Annotated in this window: 17 protein-coding genes; 4 read left to right on the forward strand and 13 right to left on the reverse strand. The window is 54.6% G+C overall.

Annotation, left to right across the window (positions count from 1 at the left end; genetic code table 11):
- Positions 1 to 64 precede the first annotated feature (64 nt).
- The 3 genes from lspA to ribF are packed head-to-tail and all read right to left on the reverse strand — an operon-like array spanning position 65 to position 4,368.
- Positions 65 to 565: a signal peptidase II gene (gene lspA, locus AFK63_RS15230; RefSeq protein WP_038864980.1), complete on the reverse strand. Its 501-nt coding sequence runs from the start codon at positions 563 to 565 to the stop codon at positions 65 to 67.
- Positions 565 to 3,381, reverse strand: coding sequence for an isoleucine--tRNA ligase (gene ileS, locus AFK63_RS15235; RefSeq protein ID WP_038864982.1), 2,817 nt, complete (start codon positions 3,379 to 3,381; stop codon positions 565 to 567). Before ileS ends, lspA begins: the two co-directional genes overlap by 1 nt.
- A gap of 48 nt (positions 3,382 to 3,429) precedes the next feature.
- On the reverse strand, positions 3,430 to 4,368 hold the full coding sequence (ribF, locus tag AFK63_RS15240; RefSeq protein WP_038864990.1) for a bifunctional riboflavin kinase/FAD synthetase: 939 nt from the start codon (positions 4,366 to 4,368) through the stop codon (positions 3,430 to 3,432).
- A 317-nt stretch (positions 4,369 to 4,685) separates the two neighbouring features.
- On the opposite strand from ribF, the gene rpsT reads away from it, so the two are divergent.
- Positions 4,686 to 4,949: a 30S ribosomal protein S20 gene (gene rpsT, locus AFK63_RS15245; RefSeq protein WP_001518655.1), complete on the forward strand. Its 264-nt coding sequence runs from the start codon at positions 4,686 to 4,688 to the stop codon at positions 4,947 to 4,949.
- A gap of 76 nt (positions 4,950 to 5,025) precedes the next feature.
- Here the strand turns inward: rpsT and nhaR are convergent, their stop codons facing one another.
- The 3 genes from nhaR to AFK63_RS15260 form a co-directional block, all read right to left on the reverse strand.
- Positions 5,026 to 5,922: a transcriptional activator NhaR gene (nhaR, locus tag AFK63_RS15250; protein WP_038864994.1), complete on the reverse strand. Its 897-nt coding sequence runs from the start codon at positions 5,920 to 5,922 to the stop codon at positions 5,026 to 5,028.
- A 72-nt stretch (positions 5,923 to 5,994) separates the two neighbouring features.
- Positions 5,995 to 7,167: a Na+/H+ antiporter NhaA gene (nhaA, locus tag AFK63_RS15255; protein WP_038864996.1), complete on the reverse strand. Its 1,173-nt coding sequence runs from the start codon at positions 7,165 to 7,167 to the stop codon at positions 5,995 to 5,997.
- A gap of 241 nt (positions 7,168 to 7,408) precedes the next feature.
- On the reverse strand, positions 7,409 to 9,511 hold the full coding sequence (locus tag AFK63_RS15260) for a glycosyl hydrolase family 18 protein (protein WP_038864998.1): 2,103 nt from the start codon (positions 9,509 to 9,511) through the stop codon (positions 7,409 to 7,411).
- A gap of 403 nt (positions 9,512 to 9,914) precedes the next feature.
- Here AFK63_RS15260 and AFK63_RS15265 point away from each other — a divergent pair, with 403 nt between their 5' ends.
- Together AFK63_RS15265 and AFK63_RS15270 are read left to right on the forward strand one after the other, a co-directional pair.
- On the forward strand, positions 9,915 to 10,361 hold the full coding sequence (locus AFK63_RS15265; protein WP_038864999.1) for a winged helix-turn-helix domain-containing protein: 447 nt from the start codon (positions 9,915 to 9,917) through the stop codon (positions 10,359 to 10,361).
- Between the two features lie 22 nt (positions 10,362 to 10,383).
- Positions 10,384 to 10,923 carry a glycoside hydrolase family 108 protein gene (locus AFK63_RS15270; RefSeq protein WP_038865001.1) on the forward strand — a complete coding sequence of 180 codons (540 nt, stop codon included), beginning with the start codon at positions 10,384 to 10,386 and terminating at the stop codon, positions 10,921 to 10,923.
- Between the two features lie 44 nt (positions 10,924 to 10,967).
- Here AFK63_RS15270 and AFK63_RS15275 read toward each other — a convergent pair whose 3' ends face one another.
- From AFK63_RS15275 to dnaK, 4 genes are all read right to left on the reverse strand, one after another.
- The gene (locus AFK63_RS15275) at positions 10,968 to 11,306 is read right to left on the reverse strand and encodes a phage holin family protein (protein WP_038865003.1); all 339 of its coding nucleotides are present in this window, start codon (positions 11,304 to 11,306) and stop codon (positions 10,968 to 10,970) included.
- A gap of 183 nt (positions 11,307 to 11,489) precedes the next feature.
- Entirely contained in the window at positions 11,490 to 12,437 is a 948-nt protein-coding gene (locus tag AFK63_RS15280) for a LysR family transcriptional regulator (RefSeq protein ID WP_038865005.1), read from the reverse strand.
- 260 nt (positions 12,438 to 12,697) lie between these two features.
- Complete coding sequence (gene dnaJ, locus AFK63_RS15285; protein ID WP_038865007.1) at positions 12,698 to 13,837, reverse strand: molecular chaperone DnaJ; 1,140 nt, start codon at positions 13,835 to 13,837, stop codon at positions 12,698 to 12,700.
- A gap of 84 nt (positions 13,838 to 13,921) precedes the next feature.
- On the reverse strand, positions 13,922 to 15,838 hold the full coding sequence (gene dnaK / locus AFK63_RS15290; RefSeq protein ID WP_038865009.1) for a molecular chaperone DnaK: 1,917 nt from the start codon (positions 15,836 to 15,838) through the stop codon (positions 13,922 to 13,924).
- A 293-nt stretch (positions 15,839 to 16,131) separates the two neighbouring features.
- Between dnaK and satP the strand changes: the two genes are divergently transcribed.
- On the forward strand, positions 16,132 to 16,698 hold the full coding sequence (satP, locus tag AFK63_RS15295; RefSeq protein WP_038865012.1) for an acetate uptake transporter: 567 nt from the start codon (positions 16,132 to 16,134) through the stop codon (positions 16,696 to 16,698).
- Between the two features lie 164 nt (positions 16,699 to 16,862).
- Here satP and AFK63_RS15300 read toward each other — a convergent pair whose 3' ends face one another.
- From AFK63_RS15300 to tal, 3 genes are all read right to left on the reverse strand, one after another.
- Positions 16,863 to 18,170: an MFS transporter gene (locus AFK63_RS15300; RefSeq protein ID WP_038865013.1), complete on the reverse strand. Its 1,308-nt coding sequence runs from the start codon at positions 18,168 to 18,170 to the stop codon at positions 16,863 to 16,865.
- Positions 18,171 to 18,297: 127 nt separating this feature from the next.
- Complete coding sequence (mog, locus tag AFK63_RS15305; protein ID WP_038865016.1) at positions 18,298 to 18,885, reverse strand: molybdopterin adenylyltransferase; 588 nt, start codon at positions 18,883 to 18,885, stop codon at positions 18,298 to 18,300.
- 108 nt (positions 18,886 to 18,993) lie between these two features.
- Positions 18,994 to 19,947, reverse strand: a complete 954-nt coding sequence (gene tal, locus AFK63_RS15310; protein ID WP_038865018.1) for a transaldolase — start codon at positions 19,945 to 19,947, stop codon at positions 18,994 to 18,996.
- Positions 19,948 to 20,048: the final 101 nt, after the last annotated feature.

A 20,048-nucleotide genomic window follows, 5' to 3' on the forward strand; every position in this document is an offset into this window, starting at 1 on the left:
CGGGCCTGCGAGAGGCCGCAAATGCTTCAGGCCGGGTAAGCGTAGCGCCACCCGGCATGGAGATTTACGCCTGTGCTTTCGCGGCTGGTTTCGGCAAAAAGCCTTCCAGCACGATTAACGCCGCGCCGATACAGATAGCGGTATCGGCCAGGTTAAAGGTGGCGAAATGCCAGTCGCCGACATAGAAGTCGATCATATCGACTACAAAGCCGTGCCACAGACGATCGAACAAATTGCCCAGCGCGCCGCCAATAATCAGCGCGTAAGCAATGTTGTTGAGCTTCTGGCTCGCCTTTGCACGATACATCATGACGGTGAGCAGCACGCAGATGCCGATAGCGATACCGGCGAAGAACCAGCGCTGCCAGCCGCCTTTATCCGCGAGGAAGCTAAACGCCGCGCCGTAGTTGCGCGCATAGTGCAGATTCAGCGACGGGAACAGGGAGACGGTCTCCCCCAGCGCAAAGTGCTGGAGGATTAACGCCTTGCTACCCAGATCGACAATCAACACAACCACAACCAGCCACAGCCAGCGCAGACCGGTGGAACGAATCGGTTTACTCATCAGGCGAACTTACGTTTTTCGCCGTCACCGGCGACGTTGCTGACACAGCGACCGCAGATTTCTGCGTGTTCCGCTACCTTGCCAATATCGGTGGTGTAATGCCAGCAGCGCGGGCACTTCTCACCTTCGGCTTTTGCGAGCGCCACTTTCAGCCCTTTGAGCAATTCGCTCTGCTGGGCATCTGCGGCGGCGCTGGCATAATCCTCAACCTTCGCCTGCGAGGTCAACAGGACAAATCGTAATTCCTCGCCAAGCGCGGTGAGCTTCGCCGCCAGCTCCGGCTCCGCGTACAGGGTGACCGCGGCTTCCAGCGACCCGCCGACTTTTTTATCCGCGCGCGCCTGCTCAATCACCTTGTTCACTTCGCCGCGCACTTTCAGCAGGGCGTCCCAGTAAGCGTCGTTCATGGCTTCGGTTTCCGCGAGGCCAAACAGGCCGTCGTACCACTCGCCGGTGAAGACATATTTCTCACGCGCGCCTGGCAGATAGCCCCAGATCTCATCCGCGGTAAAGGACATGATCGGCGCCATCCAGCGCACCAGCGCTTCGGCGATATGATACAGCGCGGTCTGACAGCTGCGGCGCGCCACGCTGTCGGCTTTCGCGGTGTACTGACGGTCTTTGATGATATCGAGATAGAACGAGCCCATTTCGATGGAGCAGAAGCGCATCAGGCGCTGCACCACTTCATGGAAATCGTAAGCGTCATACGCTTTCACGATATCGTCCTGCGCGGCTTTCGCGCAGCCGACCGCCCAACGATCCAGCACGACCATCTCTTCCGGTTTCACCATGTCTTTCGCCGGATCGAAACCGTTCAGGTTCGCCAGCAGGAAGCGCGCGGTGTTACGGATACGACGATACGCATCGGCGGCGCGTTTTAAGATTTCGTCGGACACGGCCATTTCGCCGGTGTAGTCGGTCGACGCTACCCACAGACGCAGAATGTCAGCGCCCAGTTTGTTCATCACGTCCTGCGGAGAGACCGTGTTGCCGATAGATTTCGACATCTTGCGGCCCTGACCGTCAACGGTGAAGCCGTGGGTCAGTACCTGACGGTACGGCGCCTTGCCTTTCATGGCGGTGGAGATCATCAGCGAAGACATAAACCAACCGCGATGCTGGTCAGAGCCTTCAAGATACATGTCCGCCGCATGGCCGGAGAATTCCGGGCGCACGTCAACGACTGACGAGTGGGTCGATCCAGAGTCGAACCAGACGTCCAGCGTATCCGGCACTTTTTCATAGACATCGGCGTCATCGCCCATGATGTCGCGCGGGTCGAGATCCCACCATGCCTGAATACCGTCAACTTCCACGCGCTTAGCGACTTCTTCCATCAGCTCCAGGGTGCGCGGGTGCAGTTCCTGCGTCTCTTTATGGACGAACAGGGACATTGGCACGCCCCAGGTGCGCTGGCGGGAGATACACCAGTCCGGGCGGTTGGCGACCATCGATTCGATGCGCGCCTGGCCCCAGTCCGGGATCCACTGCACGTCTTTGATCTCTTTCAGCGACTGCGCGCGCAGGCCCTTTTGATCCATGCTGACGAACCACTGCGGCGTGGCGCGGAAGATGATCGGCGTTTTATGACGCCAGCAGCACGGATAGCTGTGCAGCAGCTTCGCCACGTTAAGCAGCGCGCCTTTTTCACGCAGCAGCTCAACGATTTGATCGTTCGCTTTGAAGACGTTAACGCCATCCAGCGTCGGGTAGGTGCCCGGCAGATAAGCGCCGTCCGGGCCGACCGGGTTGGCGATTTCCAGGCCATATTTCTGGCTGATGGTGTAGTCGTCCGGGCCGTGGCCGCCTGCGGTATGCACCGCGCCGGTACCGGCATCGAGCGTAACGTGCTCGCCGAGAATCGCCGGAACGTCAAAGCCCATGAACGGGTGCGCGAAGCGCATCAGCTCAAGATGCGCGCCTTTGGTTTCGCCGAGTACGGTGTAATCCGCGATGTTCACACGCTTCATCACGCTTTCAAGCAGATCTTTCGCCACGATCAGCGCCTGGCCTTCGACCTGCACCAGCACATAGTCGATCTCGGCATGCAGAGAGATCGCGCGGTTCGCCGGCAGCGTCCACGGGGTGGTGGTCCAGATAACCAGCGATACCGGGCCGTTGACATTCTGCGCGCCGAATTTCGCCGCGACCGCCGCCGGGTCTACCGCGTTAAAGGCGACGTCGATGGACGGCGACGTTTTGTCGTAGTACTCCACTTCCGCTTCAGCCAGCGCGGAGCGGCAGTCAACGCACCAGTGCACCGGCTTGGCGCCTTTATGCAGATGGCCGTTGCCGATGATTTTACCGAGCGCGCGGATGATATTGGCCTCGGTTTTGAAATCCATGGTCAGGTACGGATGCGACCAGTCGCCCAGCACGCCGAGACGGATAAAGTCTTTACGCTGGCCGTCAACCTGGGTCGCCGCGTACTCGCGGCACTTAGCGCGGAATTCGGCAGCGGTGAATTTCTCACCCGGCTTGCCATATTCCTGCTCGACTTTCAGCTCGATAGGCAGCCCGTGGCAGTCCCAGCCCGGCACGTAGGGGGAGTCATAACCGGCAAGCCCTTTGGACTTCACGATAATGTCTTTCAGAATCTTGTTAACCGAGTGACCGATATGAATGCTGCCATTCGCATAAGGAGGGCCATCATGCAGAATGAAGGTTTTTTTGCCTTTTTTGGCTGCACGAATGATGCCGTAGAGGTCATCATCGGTCCAACGCGCCAGCATTCCCGGTTCGCGTTTGGCGAGATCGCCACGCATCGGGAACCCTGTTTCCGGCAAATTCAGGGTTGATTTAAAGTCACTCATCAGATTCTCGGTTCCGTATTTCGGTTTGATAATTAGCCGATTCAGGCGTTACGCCGGTGTCGGTAGCCCAAAAAAGTCGCGGGCGGTGATCACGTCTCTGGCGATTTGCGCCTTGAGTTCATCAAGCGAGGCAAACCGCTGTTCATTGCGTATTTTTTTACGCAGCACTACATCTATATGGCGGCCGTAGAGGTCGATTGCAACGTCCAGCAGATGAACTTCAAGCTGCTGACGCACGCCAGCCACCGTCGGGCGGGTGCCGATATTGGCGACGCCAGGCAGCGGTTTATCGCTGATGCCCAGCACTTCCACCGCATAGACGCCCTTCACAGGCGAAACCTGACGGCGCAGCGGTACGTTCGCCGTCGGGAAACCTATGGTACGCCCCAGCGCGTCGCCGTGGACGACGCGCCCGGAGATAGCGAAAGGCCGTCCGAGCAGGTTTTCCGCCAGCGCTAAATCATCCTGAGCGAGCGCCTGACGCACCGCAGTACTGCTAATGCGCACACCTTCATCGCAAAACGTTTGCGTGCTGGTGACTTCAAAGCCATATTCGCGCCCGGCTTTCTGTAATAACAAGAAATCCCCTTCGCGACCAGCGCCAAAGCGGAAATCATCCCCGGTAGCCAGAAATTTAACCCCGAGGCGCTCCACCAGCAGATCGCTTACAAAGTTTTGCGCCGTCAGCGCGGCAAAGCGGCGGTCGAAGCGAATGCACAGCACGTAATCCACGCCGCAACGGGCGAGATAGCGCAGCTTTTCACGCAACCGCGTCAGCCGCGCAGGGGCTTTATCCGCGGCGAAAAGCTCAAGGGGCTGCGGCTCGAAAATCATGACCATAACGGGAAGGCCGCGTTCGCGCCCTTGCGCGCATAGCCCGCTCAGCAAAGCCTGGTGACCACGATGCACGCCATCGAAATTGCCGATGGTCAGCACGCAACCGTGATGCTCAGAGGTGAGATTATGTATGCCGCGTATCAGCTTCATGACTGGCTCAGGACAGTGAAAATCGTCGGATTATACCTTGTACAGCCTTTAAGGTTAACCGACGATTTGGCCCTGTCAGCCATAAACTGACAAGGATTTCATCGCGCTGCGCAACGGTTTCACGCTGAACGCGAATTTTGTCCCACAAAGACTGTATTCGCACGAGGCAAGCTGGTAGAATCTTGCGCCATCACTACGTAACGAGCGCCGCATAACAACGGCGCTTATTTGCACAAATCCATTGACAAAAGAAGGCTGAAAGGGCATATTCCTCGGCCTTTGAATTGTCCACATAGATCATATTTGGGAGTTGGACCTTGGCTAATATCAAATCAGCTAAGAAGCGTGCCGTTCAGTCTGAAAAGGCCCGTAAGCACAACGCAAGCCGTCGCTCTATGATGCGTACTTTCATCAAGAAAGTATACGCAGCGATTGAAGCTGGCGACAAAGCTGCTGCACTGAAAGCATTTAACGAAATGCAACCAATCGTGGATCGTCAGGCTGCTAAAGGTCTGATCCACAAAAACAAAGCCGCGCGTCATAAGGCTAACCTGACTGCGCAGATCAACAAACTGGCTTAATCGCCATTCGTTGAAGCTTGTTTAAAGCAGCTTGTTAAAAAAACCCGCATCTGCGGGTTTTTTTATGGCTGCGGTTTTATTTCGGCGGCACAAACAGCGCCGAGTAGTCGCGATTGCAGATACGCTGCACCGCCGGGTGCTGAATCATCCTCTCCGCAAAAATCGCGTGATACTCTTCCATCACATTATCCACCCGCCCTATCTCGACGATATTGTCATCCTCATAAAAATCGTGCGCGTACAGGCTTGGCGCCACAAACACGGCGTTATGCGCCGCGCCGAACGCTTTCATCAGCGCCGCGTCGTCAAACTCGCCGAGGATCTCCACCTTCAGCCCCTGCGAGTGGATCCAGTTAAGCAGTTTGCGCCCAAGCATCGAACGACGCCCCGGGATCAACAGCCGTCGCTCTTCGAGACACGCCGGGAAGGGCCTCGTCGGGGCCGGATTCTGACACCAGAAACTCACGCTACACTCGCCGATTTTCACGGAAAACAGCCCCGCCTGCTGCGTGGAGTCGATGGGGCAGTCGGAGATAATCATGTCGAGCTTATGCTGGCTGAGCTGTTCCAGAAGCATCTCGTGGGTCGATTCAAAACAGCGCAGATGAATTTGTTCATCTTCCACTACCGCCGCGTCCAGTACGCCGCTCACCAGCCGTTTAGAGAGCGCGTCCGCCACGCCGACATCAAACAACAAATGAGATTCTTTGCGGTAATTGATGATATCCAGCATCTCCTGGCTCAGGGTAAACATACGGTCAGCGTAACGAAACACCAGCTGTCCCAGCTCGCTGGGCTCAAGCCCCCTTCCCTTACGCTTAAACAGTTTGCCCTGTAGCCGCTCCTCCAGCGCTTTTATCTGCCCGGTAATGGTTTGCGGCGTGAGGTACAGCGCCTCGGCGGCACCGACGACCGAGCCCTCTTTGCAAACCTGCCAGAAGTAATACAGGTGGTTGTAGTTGATGTGAGACATGAGCGCATTCTCCCTGAACTCCCTGAGAGCGGAGCGGCCTTCACTCCGGAAGGCCGCGTGATAAAGCGGGCGCTAACGCGTACCCGACAAATGGCCGCGCAGCAGCAAATAGCCGGTGACCGCAGCCAGTAATGACCCGACCAGAATGCCAAGTTTCGCCCAGGTCACCAGCGCGGCATCAACATCGCCAAACGCCAGCGAGGCGATAAAAATAGACATGGTAAAACCGATGCCGCACAGCACGCCGACGGCCATAATCGTTTTCTGCGTGACACCCGGCGGCAGCGTGGCCCATTTGAGCTTGACCGCCAGCGCGCAAAAGAGGCTGATGCCAAGCGGCTTGCCGATAAACAGTCCGGCGATAATACCCAGCGGCAGCAGTGATGCCAGGCCCGCCAGCGTAACGCCCTCAAGCGAAACGCCCGCATTGGCGAACGCGAACAGCGGCAGGATCATAAAACCTACCCACGGATGCAGCGCGTGCTCCAGCGTGCCGGCGGGCGAATGCCCCTTTTCTGCCTTAAGCGGCACAAAAAAGCCGATAATCACGCCCGCCAGCGTGGCGTGAACGCCAGATTTCAGCACCGCGGTCCAGAGCACCACGCCTACCAGAATATAAACTCCGACGCGGCGCACGTTGCAGATATTCAGGAGCGCCAGCACGGCGATCGCGCCCGCCGCCACCAGCAGCGACACCATTGACAGCGAACTGGTGTAAAACAGCGCAATAATCACAATCGCGCCCAGATCATCAATAATCGCCAGCGCCATCAGAAAGATTTTCAGCGCGGGCGGCACGCGGCTGCCGAGCAGCGCCAGGATCCCCAGCGCGAACGCGATATCGGTCGCCGCAGGAATAGCCCAGCCCGCGCGAGTGATCGGATCCTGATAATTAAAGGCCAGATAGAGCGCGGCCGGAACGACCATGCCGCCCAGCGCGGCAATCACCGGCAGCGAGGCTTGCCGGCGGCTTGCAAGCGAGCCCTGCACCAGTTCACGCTTAACCTCCAGCCCGACCAGCAAAAAGAACACGGCCATCAGGGCGTCGTTCACCCACAGCAACATGTTCTTTTTGATCTCCAGCGCCCCGACCTGTAACTCCACCGGTGTGCTAAGAAAGCCTTCATAGAGGTCGTGTGTGGCGCTCATATTGGCCAGCAACATGGCCAGCGCAGCCGCCGCGATGAGTACGATGCCGCCCGCAGCCTCGTTTTTAAAGAAACGTTGTACCGCTTTTATCATCATTGTCCATCCAGAATATTGAGATGACCTGTTCACTTACTTTCGGTATGTATAAGGATAGCGACCTTTACTCATCGGAAAAGCAGTTTATTCTGCGCATAAAGATCGGCTAAAACGAATTAATGAGAACAATGACGCGGCGTTGTTAACGATAGCGATAAAAAAGGCCCCGGTAATCCCTACCCGGGGCCTCAAACCCGCTCAAACACGGGCTGAGCGGAAAAGCGGAACTATGTCGTGAAGATCAGTATGTCCCAATGTCAGTCCAGACCTGATATGGCCCGCTGTTAAGATCCGGCTGATCGCCCTGCGAGTACCAGTTAACCTGATAGTTATGGCCTTTCCAGCTCACCTTCTCGAAAGTGCCCCATTTCGCGCCGTAAACCGTACTGGCGCTCCAGAGCGGATACGGTGCGCCGCCGGAACCGCTATTATCCGGCGTTGGGGTTGGGGTTGGCGTCGGCGTCGGCGTTGGAGTCGGTTCCGGTTCGGGCGTCGGGGTCGGGGCTGGCGTGTCACCATCAGACGACGCACTACCCGGCACGGCGGTCACCACAAAACGCTGCTGCGAAGAGGGCTCGTTTTTACTGTCGCGCACGAAGAGCGTGAACTGGAAATCGGTGCTCTGCGTGACGACCGGCACGTCAAATTCAATCACGGCAGCGCTCTTATCCGCCACGCTGATGGTAGACGGCACGCCCCAGCTGAAGCTCAGCGCGTCGTTATCTTCATCGCGGGATGCCTCGCCGGAAAGCTGAATACGCGACCCGCCGACCACGCGTAGCTGAATAGCCGCCATGGGCGCATGGTTTACTGCCGGCTGCGGTTCGTTATCGCTGCTGCCGCTATCCGGTTCAGAAACGTTAATGCCTTCAAAATAGAACGGCTTCATATCGACCGTCTGGGTCTCGATCTCATACCCCAGCCCTTCACGCGCGGCATTCACCAGCACGCCGTTATCCTGGTCGATAGTCCAGGTAAACAGACCGCCAAGATTACGCGACGCGGCGTACTGGCCTTTGGCTTTGACCGAGCGCGGTGTATCCAGCGACATAAAGAGTTTGCTCTGCGGGTTGTAGAGATAATCCGCATTGGCGACTTTGTCGGTATAGACGTTAAAGCCGTTACGTCCTTTCTGGTTTTCCAGATCCAGGTAGTTGTAAATGGTGTCGTACCATTCGGTGCTGCCGGATTCGAACGTCCCGGTGGTGGTGCCGTTGCCCGGCGTATACGCGCCTTTGAGCGGCGAGAAGCTCTCAATCATCGCATTGCGGGCGTTACGGGTATAACCGGCGTAACCGATATTAATACGTTCGGAAGGGAAACCTTCGGCAATCAGGTAATCCACGACCGCTTCGATGCTCCAGCCGCCCGCAGTAAGCGGGGTGAGGTTGGTATGGTGCGTCAGGGTCTCGGCCCACGGCGTGCCGAAGAAGTCATAGGTCATGACGTTAATGGCGTACAGGCCTGCGTCCATGAGCGCTTTGACATTAGAATATTCGAGCGTAGACACGACGGCCGAGCTGGCAATAGAAATTTTTACGTCGCTGCGTCCTGCCGCGCTGAGTTGTTTTTTGAGTTCAGCGATAAGCAGCGCGTAGTTGGCGCCATCTTCCGGGCCATGCGGGTTGCCATTGCCCTCAGCGTTCGGGTATTCCCAGTCGATATCCACTTCGCTGAACATCGGGAACTGCTTAAACAGTTTGACCACGCCTGCGGCGAAGGTTTTACGCGAAGAGTCGGTTTTCGACATCTCATGAAAACCGTTACTCATGGTCCAGCCGCCGATACTCATTGAAAGCGCAAGGGTATGTCCCTGCTGTTTCGCTCTTTGTTGAAGATCGCGCAGACCGCCGAGCAGGCCTTTGGTGGTGGCCTGCGTGACGGTAGCCGGATCGATATCCCAGCCGCTGGTGCTGTGACCGCAGTTAACGTAAGACTGAAAATCGCCCCATGGATCAAGGAACGTCGGTTCGTTCGTGTTTTTGTTGGTCAGGCGAGCGGCGTTTTCAATCGTGTATTGCTTTTCGCCTTTATCGCCGACGATGCCCAGGAAACCGAAAACGATCTTGTCATACGCGGTGGGCGACACTTTTGCGAGATCGTAGCCGCGCCCACGATTGGATGGGGTATCGTCGCCCTGGAGGCGTCCATCATACTGGGACCAGTCGGTATAATAACCAAATACTTTAGGCTTATTAGCAGACTTATATTTATTGTATACCGGCTTTGCCACGCGGGCTGATGTATAGCTGTATTTTTCAGCTTCACTGGCCGGATTAAACCCATCTGCAGCGTTACTGGTTTCGGTCAGGCTGTCGCCCTGAATTAATTTACTTGTAGCCATGTTTATTTTCCTTCGTGAAAAGTGAGTGCAGTACTTTCTGCGCTAACTATCATGCGTGGACAAAAAACATCGCGCCAATCACATCAAATAAAACTCCAATAAAAAATAAGCGCATTTATGAAACTTATTAAAAAAGATTAAACTTAACGAAAATTTTTTTGAAATTACCATTAAATATCAACACTATGATTCAAAATATATAATGTATTAAAGATTAAGCACACTTTAATTGTCACTTAAAAAGCATTTAATAACGGTGGCAAATCGTGATCTGAACTGTCGTTTCGTTAAATAAAACCACTTTTTTTAATGCGGGCTATGGAAAATAACGAAGCTGAACTTTACTCTCTAAATCGCTAAAGGAACTTCCCGCCATATATTTATATCTGTCAACAGGTGATATATGAAAAGCTATGTTATTAATCGCAATTGTATTTTTACAGAGGCTAATAACGAATTAAAAAACACGGATAACGCATGCGTCATCAAAATGACAACCATGCGCGCACGTTGCCTGAGCTTCATTATTGAAAACGCAAAAAATGGCATTATCGAAAAACAACAAATCGCCGCGGTACTCTGGGGCAGTCGTGGTCAGTACATCAGCGACGCTAATCTTACGCAGGTGCTTTACCTGCTACGTCGGGATCTGCGCACGCTCGGCATCAATGATTTGTTCGTCACTGTGCCCAAGCTTGGCATCAAAGTGAACGATGAGATCCCTGTCGACCTGCTGACAGTTGAAAACAATAAGAAACCTAAACGCACGTGGTGGACGATGGCGTTGTTCGCCGTTTTTGTTGTCTGCGTACTGGCGCTTTTTACTTTGATGGATGTGAGCCACCCCTGAATTTCTGCTGCGAGGAACCATTATGAATCCTGTCATTGACGGCATCCTGAACATCGAAGGGAATTATGTGAATCATCCAGCCGATCTCGGTGGTCCCACAAAGTGGGGCATTACCGAGAAAACCGCCAGAGCGCACGGTTATAAAGGCGATATGCGCGCACTCACCCGTGAAGAGGCATACAACATACTGGAACAAGATTACTGGATAGCCCCGGGTTTTAACCGCGTCGCTCAGTATTCGCTCCCCGTGGCGTTTGAGCTTTGCGATGCAGGCACTAATATCGGCCCCGCGATCCCCGCCCGCTGGCTACAGCGCTGGCTCAATGCTTTTAATCGCCAGCAGAAGCTTTATGGCGATCTGGTCGTGGATGGCGCTATCGGGAAAAATACGCTTGAGGCCTTAAAACGTTACCTGGATGAACGAGGCAAAGAAGGCGAAATCGTGCTGGTACGGGCGCTGAACTGTACGCAAGGCGACTATTATCTTGATATAACGGAAAAACGGGAAGCTAACGAGGCGTTTATTTACGGCTGGCTGCGTGAAAGGGTCACGATGTCCTGAGGACGGAAAAGAAAAGCCCGCTATCACGGCGGGCTTTTGCTGGTTTATTTTAACAGGGACGTGCCGCCCAAAAAGCTTTTTACTCTCTCGCTTAGTATCCGCAGTATCGGTGTTGCAAATACCCCGCCAAGACCTGCCAGCATCAGTACCATATTAAAACTCATGTTTCGGTCAATCGCCGCCACGCTTAACAGAAAGGCGGTAAAACATGAGATAGCGATCTGCGCCAGGCAGTCCATAATATCTTTATGGGTTTGACTTTTTTCACACTTCATCAGATAGCTGACAAAGCCGCCCCAACCGCCGATAGCAATAATGGTTAATAAAATTTCCAGTTCAACCAAAACCAGTTTTGGCGTGGGGATATGCGCTGCAATAGACATGATAAACCTCGATAATTAGTGAACGATAAATGAATACGCCATCTGGCGATGCAATAAAGTTAGCACCCTAATCAGTAGTAAGGTAATCATTTCATCTCACTGCGGGACGTACACTCTTATTAATGGAGGAACAGTTTTTTAGTCATGAAAAGAGATGGCTGTGATTTACAAGTTCGGAACAGGCTATTTACGATAATTAATAAGCGTCTGTAGCATGATTATAACCTCTTTTATCTGATCTCGCTGCGCGTTATCGCGATGCCATCCGGCATAAACTCTAATTATTTCAATGTCTATTTCATCGGGCAGTGCAATTAAAGCGATTCGGTATTTTCCTTGTGCCTGAAAAAAGCGGGCTATTTTTAATGGCAGTATTGCTATTAACGATGAGTTTTCAATGATACTTAATAAACCATTTATCGAATCTGTATAATACCTGACAGAAAACTGATTGTTAAAAAATGAGAGTCCATCATTACTTTTGATATCTTTTTTTAAGGCGGTTTTTACTTTGTAGGGGTGGTAAACCGCGTGTCGTGAAGCGTAAAGGTTAGCCAGAGATAACTGCGGCAATTCACAAAGAGGATTCCGGGTATTGCAAATCACCGTATACTGACGGTACTGATCAATAATGGTTTGCTCAATATCCGGCTCGCTAAAATAGTGTGTTGATAACAACAAGTCACTTTTCCCTGCCTGTAAGTCATTGCTTTGGCGTGAAAAGCTTTTGCCGGTAGAGGAAAGGTAATGCAGGCGAAATCGCTCAAACAGTTCCATATCGAAGAGCTGGGCGAAGTAATACTGCTCGCTGACATCATCTCCGGTGATTTTCATTTCATACCGCGCCGGCATTGTCGCGGTACGCTCAAAAGTCGCGTTGATAATATCCACCGCCTTGCTGTAGGCACGGTGAATTTCCCTGGCGCGCGGCGTCGGCGTCAGACCTTCACGGGTACGAATAAAGAGTTCTTCGTCATAGGTTTGCTGCAGGCGCTGAATAGCGAGCGTGATAGCGGCAGGCGTGACCTGAAGTTGTTGAGAGGCGCGTGCCGCATTTCCTGCGGTGATGACGGCGTCAAAAACTTTGATGAGATTATAATCAAACTCATTGGCACCGCTTTTCTTCTTCATGCGTCAGCGTATCCTGCCGTCGGTAAAAGTAACAAAATATAAGTTTCAGCGTTCACTGGCAAAATCAATTTGCCTCGCCAAAAAATCGATTTTTATCAAATTTCAACGACGCGGGATCGATGGCAGCGAGATGTAAACAATAACGAGACCAATAATGATGGCAAAACGCTATTCAGAATAGTAAGTAAAATCGTAGAAAAAAGCCTGAAATGGCGGAAACCATTTCAGGCTGATTTTCACTGTTCGTAAAAACAGAATGATTAGCGGGTTAAGTCATCAAAAAACTTTTTCACGCCATCGAAGAAGCTTTTGGAACGCGGGCTGTTTTTTTCGCCGGTCGGCCCGCCGAAACTTTCCTGCAGCTCCTGAAGCAGCGCTTTCTGGCGATCGTTAAGCCCAACCGGAGTTTCCACCACGACACGGCACAGCAGGTCGCCCTGCGCACCGCCGCGTACCGATTTCACGCCTTTTCCACGCATGCGGAACAGCTTGCCGGTCTGGGTTTCGCTCGGCACTTTCAGCATCACGCGGCCATCCAGCGTCGGCACTTCTATCTCGCCGCCCAGCGCCGCCATCGCGAAGTTAATCGGCACTTCACAGTAAAGGTTATTGCCTTCGCGCTCAAAGATCGGGTGCTGTTTCACCTGCACCTGAACGTACAGATCGCCTGCTGGCGCGCCGTGTTCGCCCGCCTCGCCTTCACCCGCCAGACGGATGCGATCGCCGGTATCGACGCCCGCCGGGATTTTCACCGACAGCGTTTTGGTTTTCTCAATACGGCCATGACCGTGGCAATTGTTGCACGGATCTTTGATAAGCGTACCGCGGCCCTGACAGTGCGGACAGGTCTGCTGTACGGCGAAAAAGCCCTGACGCATCTGCACCTGGCCTGCACCATGACAGGTCGGACAGGTCTGCGGCTGGCTGCCGGGTTTAGCGCCGTTGCCGTGGCAGACTTCACACTCTTCCAGCGTCGGGATGCGGATCTCTTTTGTGACGCCGCGTACCGCTTCTTCCAGCGTCAGCTCCATGTTGTAGCGTAAATCCGCGCCACGTGAGGCGCGACGACCGCGTCCACCGCCGAAGATATCGCCGAAAACATCGCCGAAAATATCGCTGAAGTCAGCGCCGTTGCCAAAGCCGCCACCGAAACCACCGCCGCCCATACCGCCCTGTTCAAAAGCGGCATGACCATACTGGTCGTAGGCCGCGCGTTTTTGCGCGTCGGTAAGAATTTCGTAGGCTTCTTTAATCTCTTTAAATTTCCCTTCGGCCTCTTTATCACCCTGGTTACGGTCCGGGTGATATTTCATGGCCAGGCGCTTATACGCCTTTTTTATTTCACGCTCGTCCGCCGTTTTCGGGACGCCTAAAATTTCGTAATAGTCTTTCTTCGCCATTTTTTATCTGCCCCTGACATGCGTGCACGGGCGTGGAGAAACTCCTACGCCCGTGCCAGTGTTATCTACCCTGCATCAGGGCGATTATTTTTTGTCTTTAACTTCTTCGAACTCAGCGTCAACGACGTCGTCATCTTTCGCATTGTTCGCAGAAGCGTCAGCGGAGCCTGCCTGTTGCTGAGCATGCTGCTGCTGAGCGATTTCCATCAGCTTCTGGGAAACCTGCGCCAGCGCCTGCATTTTCGCTTCGATATCCGCTTTGTCTTCGCCTTTCAGGGACGCTTCCAGCGCGGTCAGCGCGGATTCGATAGCGGTTTTGTCATCAGCCGGCAGTTTATCGCCTGCTTCTTCCACCTGTTTGCGGGTGCTGTGCACCAGATGATCCGCCTGGTTGCGGGTCTGCACCAGCTCTTCGAACTTACGGTCAGCTTCTGCGTTCGCTTCCGCTTCGCGCACCATTTTCTGGATCTCGTCTTCGTTCAGACCAGAAGAAGCCTTGATGGTGATTTTCTGCTCTTTGCCGCTGTTTTTGTCTTTCGCGGACACGTGCAGAATACCGTCGGCGTCGATGTCGAAGGTCACTTCGATCTGCGGCATGCCGCGCGGCGCCGGGTTGATACCATCCAGGTTGAACTGACCCAGAGATTTGTTATCAGCAGCGCGTTTACGCTCACCCTGCAGCACGTGGATGGTCACGGCGGACTGGTTATCTTCAGCCGTCGAGAACACCTGGCTGTGCTTGGTCGGGATAGTGGTGTTTTTGGTGATGAGCGGAGTCATCACGCCACCCATGGTTTCGATACCCAGCGACAGCGGGGTCACGTCCAGCAGCAGCACGTCTTTCACGTCACCGGTCAGTACGCCGCCCTGCACCGCTGCGCCGATAGCGACAGCTTCGTCCGGGTTAACGTCTTTACGCGGCTCTTTGCCGAAGAACTCAGCCACTTTCTTCTGGACCATCGGCATACGGGTCTGACCGCCGACCAGAATAACGTCGTTGATGTCAGACACAGACAGGCCAGCGTCCTGCAGCGCGACTTTCAGCGGCTCGATAGAACGGTTTACCAGGTCTTCTACCAGGCTTTCCAGTTTCGCGCGAGTCACTTTGATGTTCATGTGTTTCGGACCGGTTGCGTCTGCAGTGATGTACGGCAGGTTCACGTCGGTCTGCTGCGCGGAAGAAAGCTCAATTTTCGCTTTTTCGGCCGCTTCTTTCAGGCGCTGCATCGCCAGCGGGTCGTTGCGCAGGTCAATGCCCTGATCTTTCTTGAACTCTTCCACCAGATAGTTGATCAGGCGGCTGTCGAAGTCTTCGCCGCCCAGGTGGGTATCACCGTTGGTCGCCAGTACTTCGAAGGTTTTTTCGCCGTCAACTTCATCGATTTCGATGATGGAGATATCGAACGTACCGCCGCCCAGGTCGTATACCGCGATGGTACGGTTGCCGGTTTCTTTATCCAGACCGTAAGCCAGCGCTGCGGCAGTCGGTTCGTTAATAATACGTTTGACTTCCAGACCCGCGATACGGCCAGCGTCTTTGGTTGCCTGACGCTGCGCGTCGTTGAAGTATGCCGGAACGGTAATGACCGCTTCAGTCACCGGCTCGCCCAGGTAATCCTCGGCGGTTTTCTTCATTTTTTTCAGCACTTCCGCGGAAATCTGCGGCGGGGCCATTTTCTGGCCTTTTACGTCCAGCCATGCATCGCCGTTATCCGCGGCAATGATTTTGTACGGCATGATGGACACGTCGCGCTGAACTTCTTCGTCCTGGAAGCGGCGGCCGATCAGGCGTTTGATTGCAAACAGGGTGTTCTGCGGGTTAGTCACTGCCTGACGTTTAGCCGGCTGACCTACCAGAGTTTCACCATCCTGAGTGTATGCAATGATAGAAGGCGTGGTGCGGTCGCCTTCCGCATTTTCCAGCACGCGAGCCTGAGTGCCATCCATAATCGCTACACAAGAGTTGGTTGTACCCAGGTCAATACCAATAATTTTACCCATCTAAACGTCTCCACTAAAAAATCGTCATCATGTGGTCTGAACCTGTTATGCGGGCTAACGGTGGGGATTCAACCGTCCACCGCCCTTTTTTTTCAGGCTCATCCATTGCGGTTGACTACAAGATGGGGTCGCTCCGCCCGCCATCAAGGGGCAAAGCGCAAAATTTTTTTATTTTCTCCCTTCCCAGATCATAGACGGCGCGAAACGGCCTGATTATGATGCCGCGCCCCGTCACGAAAGATAACGTCCGGGGCGTTACTTTTTGCAAATTTTTCTTATTATTTTGAGGGTTTATGGGCAACATTAAGTTGGCTAATCCGGCCCCCCTGGGGTTAATGGGCTTTGGTATGACTACCATTCTGCTCAATCTGCATAATATCGGCATGTTCCCGCTGGACGGCATTATTCTGGCGATGGGGATTTTCTACGGCGGCATCGCGCAAATTTTTGCCGGTCTGCTGGAATATAAAAAAGGCAACACCTTCGGTTTAACCGCTTTCACCTCATACGGTTCGTTCTGGTTGACGCTGGTCGCGATTCTGCTGCTGCCGAAAATGGGCCTCGCAGAGGCGGCTAACGGCCATTTTCTGGGCGTTTATTTAAGTATCTGGGGCGTGTTCACGCTGTTTATGTTCTTCGGTACGCTATGCGGCGCGCGCGTGCTGCAATTCGTGTTCCTGAGCCTGACGGTGCTGTTCGCCCTGCTGGCGGTCGGCCATCTGATGGATAACGAAAGCATTGTGCATATTGCAGGCTGGATTGGCCTCGTATGCGGCGCCAGCGCGATTTACCTCGCGATGGGCGAAGTGCTGAACGAGCAGTACGGCCGCACCGTACTGCCGATTGGCGAGAAACACTGATTTTCGCTTTGCGTCGTGCCCACGGGCACGACGTCTTCTTCTGACGCGCCCTTCATCCTGCTTGCGCCACGCTTACGCTGTTCTCTTTTATCCGCCACATCGCTGCTTAATATCTTTAGCCTCGCCCTGTGTGGCCACGCTGCCGGAACGGCGCATTTTCGCGATTACGACTGCGCGGGCTCCGCCACGGTATGCGAAGCGTCAGACTGCCGCTTTCGGCCCAGCCAGACGCCGAGCCCTAACCCCATCAGCGAGAGCGCCAGCACATACCAGGCGGGCGCCATGGGTGAGACGCCCATCAGCATCGTGACGGCAATGGGCGTCAGGCCGCCGAAAATGGCATACGCCACATTGTAGGAGAACGAAATGCCGGTAAAGCGCACCGCCGCCGGAAACGCACGCACCATCACGAAAGGCACCGCGCCCACCACGCCGACGCATACCCCCACCAGGCCATAGAGCAAAAAGAGGTGTTCCGGATGTGCGCCGGAAAGGTGATAGAACGCCCAGCTGGAGGCCGCGAGCAGCATGCTGCCGATAATAAACGTGCGGCTGGCGCCAAAGCGATCCGCGGCAAGCCCAGCTATCAGGCAACCGATGCAGAGCATGATCGTCGCGATGCTGTTGGCCTGCAGCGTGACCGCTGGCGTGAAGCCGTACTGCTTTTGCAGCCAGACCGGCGACATTAAAATCACCACTACGATGCCCGCCGACAGCAGCCACGTCAGCAGCATAGAGATAAGCACGCCCTGACGATGCTTCACCACCACGGCTTTCACCGGCAGCTCCTGCGCCAGCGCCTTGCGCTGCTGCATCTCAAGGAAAACCGGCGTCTCCTGAAGCCAGCGACGCAGGTACATCGCCACCAGACCAAACGCGCCGCCGAGCAGGAACGGAATGCGCCAGCCGCCGTCATGAATGGCCTGCTGCGTCATGCTGGTGTTAATGAGGGTCGCGACTACCGAGCCCAGCAAAATGCCCACCGTTAAGCCGGCGGTCAGCGTGCCGCAGGCAATGCCGATACGCTTTTCAGGGACATGCTCGGCCACAAAAACCCACGCGCCCGGCACTTCGCCGCCAATGGCCGCCCCCTGCAGAATACGCATCAGGAGCAGCAACACAGGAGCGGCGATGCCCATCGCCGCGTAATCCGGCAGCAGACCTATCAGCAGCGTGGGCACGGCCATCAGCAGGATACTCAGGGTGAACATTTTTTTGCGGCCCACCAGATCGCCAAAGTGCGCCATGATAATGCCGCCGAGCGGTCGCGCCAGATAACCGGCGGCGAAGATCCCGAAAGTCTGTACCTGACGCAGCCACTCCGGAATATCCGGCGGGAAAAACAGCTCCCCGACGACCGCCGCGAAGAAGACGAAAATAATGAAATCGTAGAATTCCAGCGCGCCACCCAGGGCCGCCAGCGTCAGGGTTTTATAGTCCTGACGATTAAGAGGACGTGTTTGCTGTTCCATAACGAACCGTTTGTAAAGTGGTGGGCGTGAATTAGCTTATCGTAAAAACGTAAACTAAAAGTGACTATATCGTTAAATCACCGCCACGCCACCTTCAAACATCGTTTATGTCATCAACAGCGAATAATTAGTTTTTTACTTCGCGAATTGCGCTTTTAGGACGAAAAGCCGCTACCACGTCGGCATTAGTTTCAACGTAAGGGCCATCCAGCAGCTGAATGCAATACGGGACACTGGCAAATATTCCTGACACTTTTACGTGACCGTGCTCATCTTTCAGCCCTTCGAGCGTTTCCTGAATGGATTTGGGCTGGCCTGGCAGATTGAGAATGAGGGCCTGCTTGCGGATCACGCCCACCTGACGCGAGAGGATCGCGGTCGGCACAAAGTTCAGGCTTATCTGGCGCATCTGCTCGCCGAAGCCCGGCATTTCACGGTCGGCAATCGCAAGCGTGGCGTCTGGAGTCACGTCGCGGCGCGCCGGGCCTGTACCGCCGGTGGTAAGCACAAGATGGCAGCCCATTTCGTCTACCAGTTCACAGAGCGTCTGTTCGATAAGCGGCTGTTCGTCGGGTACCAGACGGGTCTCCAGCACGAACGGGGTCGTCAGCGCCTGCGTAAGCCACGCTTCGAGCGCCGGAATGCCTTTATCCTGATACACACCGCTGGAAGCGCGGTCAGAAACTGAAACTAAGCCTATGCGTAACGTATCCATATCATTTCCGAAAATCAGTGCAGTTTTGCGAAATGATACACGCCAGAGTGGTTTGCAGACAGGGCGGGAACGTAAGAAACGTGGCCGGCAGGGCCGGCCACGGAGAGATTACAGCAGGTCTTGGACCATTTTTTCCAGTTTTTCCTGGTCAACGGCGAACTTGCGGATACCGTCCGCCAGTTTGTCCACCGCCATCGGATCCTGGTTGTGCTCCCAGAAGAACTGAGATTCAGTCAGGCGTTCCGGACGCGCTTTCACTTCGCCGTTAAAGGCGAGCTTACGCTCAACGGTGCCTTCGCTTTCCGCCAGCTCTTTCAGCAGCGCAGGCGCGATGGTCAGACGGTCGCAGCCCGCGAGTTCAAGGATTTCGCCGACGTTACGGAAGCTTGCGCCCATGACCACGGTTTCATAGCCGTGCTGTTTGTAGTACTCGTAGATTTCCGTCACGGAAACCACGCCCGGATCTTCCTGCGGCGCATACTCTTTTTTGTCCGTGTTGGCTTTGTACCAGTCGAGGATACGGCCCACGAACGGAGAGATCAGGTAAACGCCCGCTTCAGCGCACGCACGCGCCTGCGCGAAGGAGAACAGCAGAGTCAGGTTACAGTTGATGCCTTCTTTTTCAAGCTGCTCGGCGGCGCGGATGCCCTGCCAGGTAGAAGCGAGCTTGATCAGAATGCGATCGTTGCTGATGCCAGCGTCGTTGTAGAGTTTGATCAGGCGCCTGGCTTTAGCGATGCTGCCTTCGGTGTCATAGGAGAGACGCGCGTCCACTTCGGTAGAGATACGGCCAGGGATAAGCTTCAGGATTTCCAGACCGATGTTCACCGCCAGCTTGTCAGTCGCGTCTACCACCTGCTGAGCGCGATCGCTGCTCTGGCTTTTCGCCCAGGTCACCGCGTCGTCGATCAGTTTGCGGTATTCAGGGATCTGTGCGGCGTTAAGGATCAGAGAAGGGTTAGTCGTGGCATCCTGCGGCTGGTACAGCTTCATTGCCGCGATGTCTCCAGTGTCAGCAACCACGGTTGTGAACTGACGAAGGGAGGTCAATTTGTCCGTCATGATAGTGTTTCTCTTTTGAACTTCGTGTCAGGGAGATGTAATCGGTCTGCGGTGATGATAACACGAGACTTTTCGAGCGCAACCGGGGCAATCGCGTCGTA

The sequence above is a fragment of the Cronobacter muytjensii ATCC 51329 genome, from assembly GCF_001277195.1.
GTDB lineage: Bacteria > Pseudomonadota > Gammaproteobacteria > Enterobacterales > Enterobacteriaceae > Cronobacter > Cronobacter muytjensii.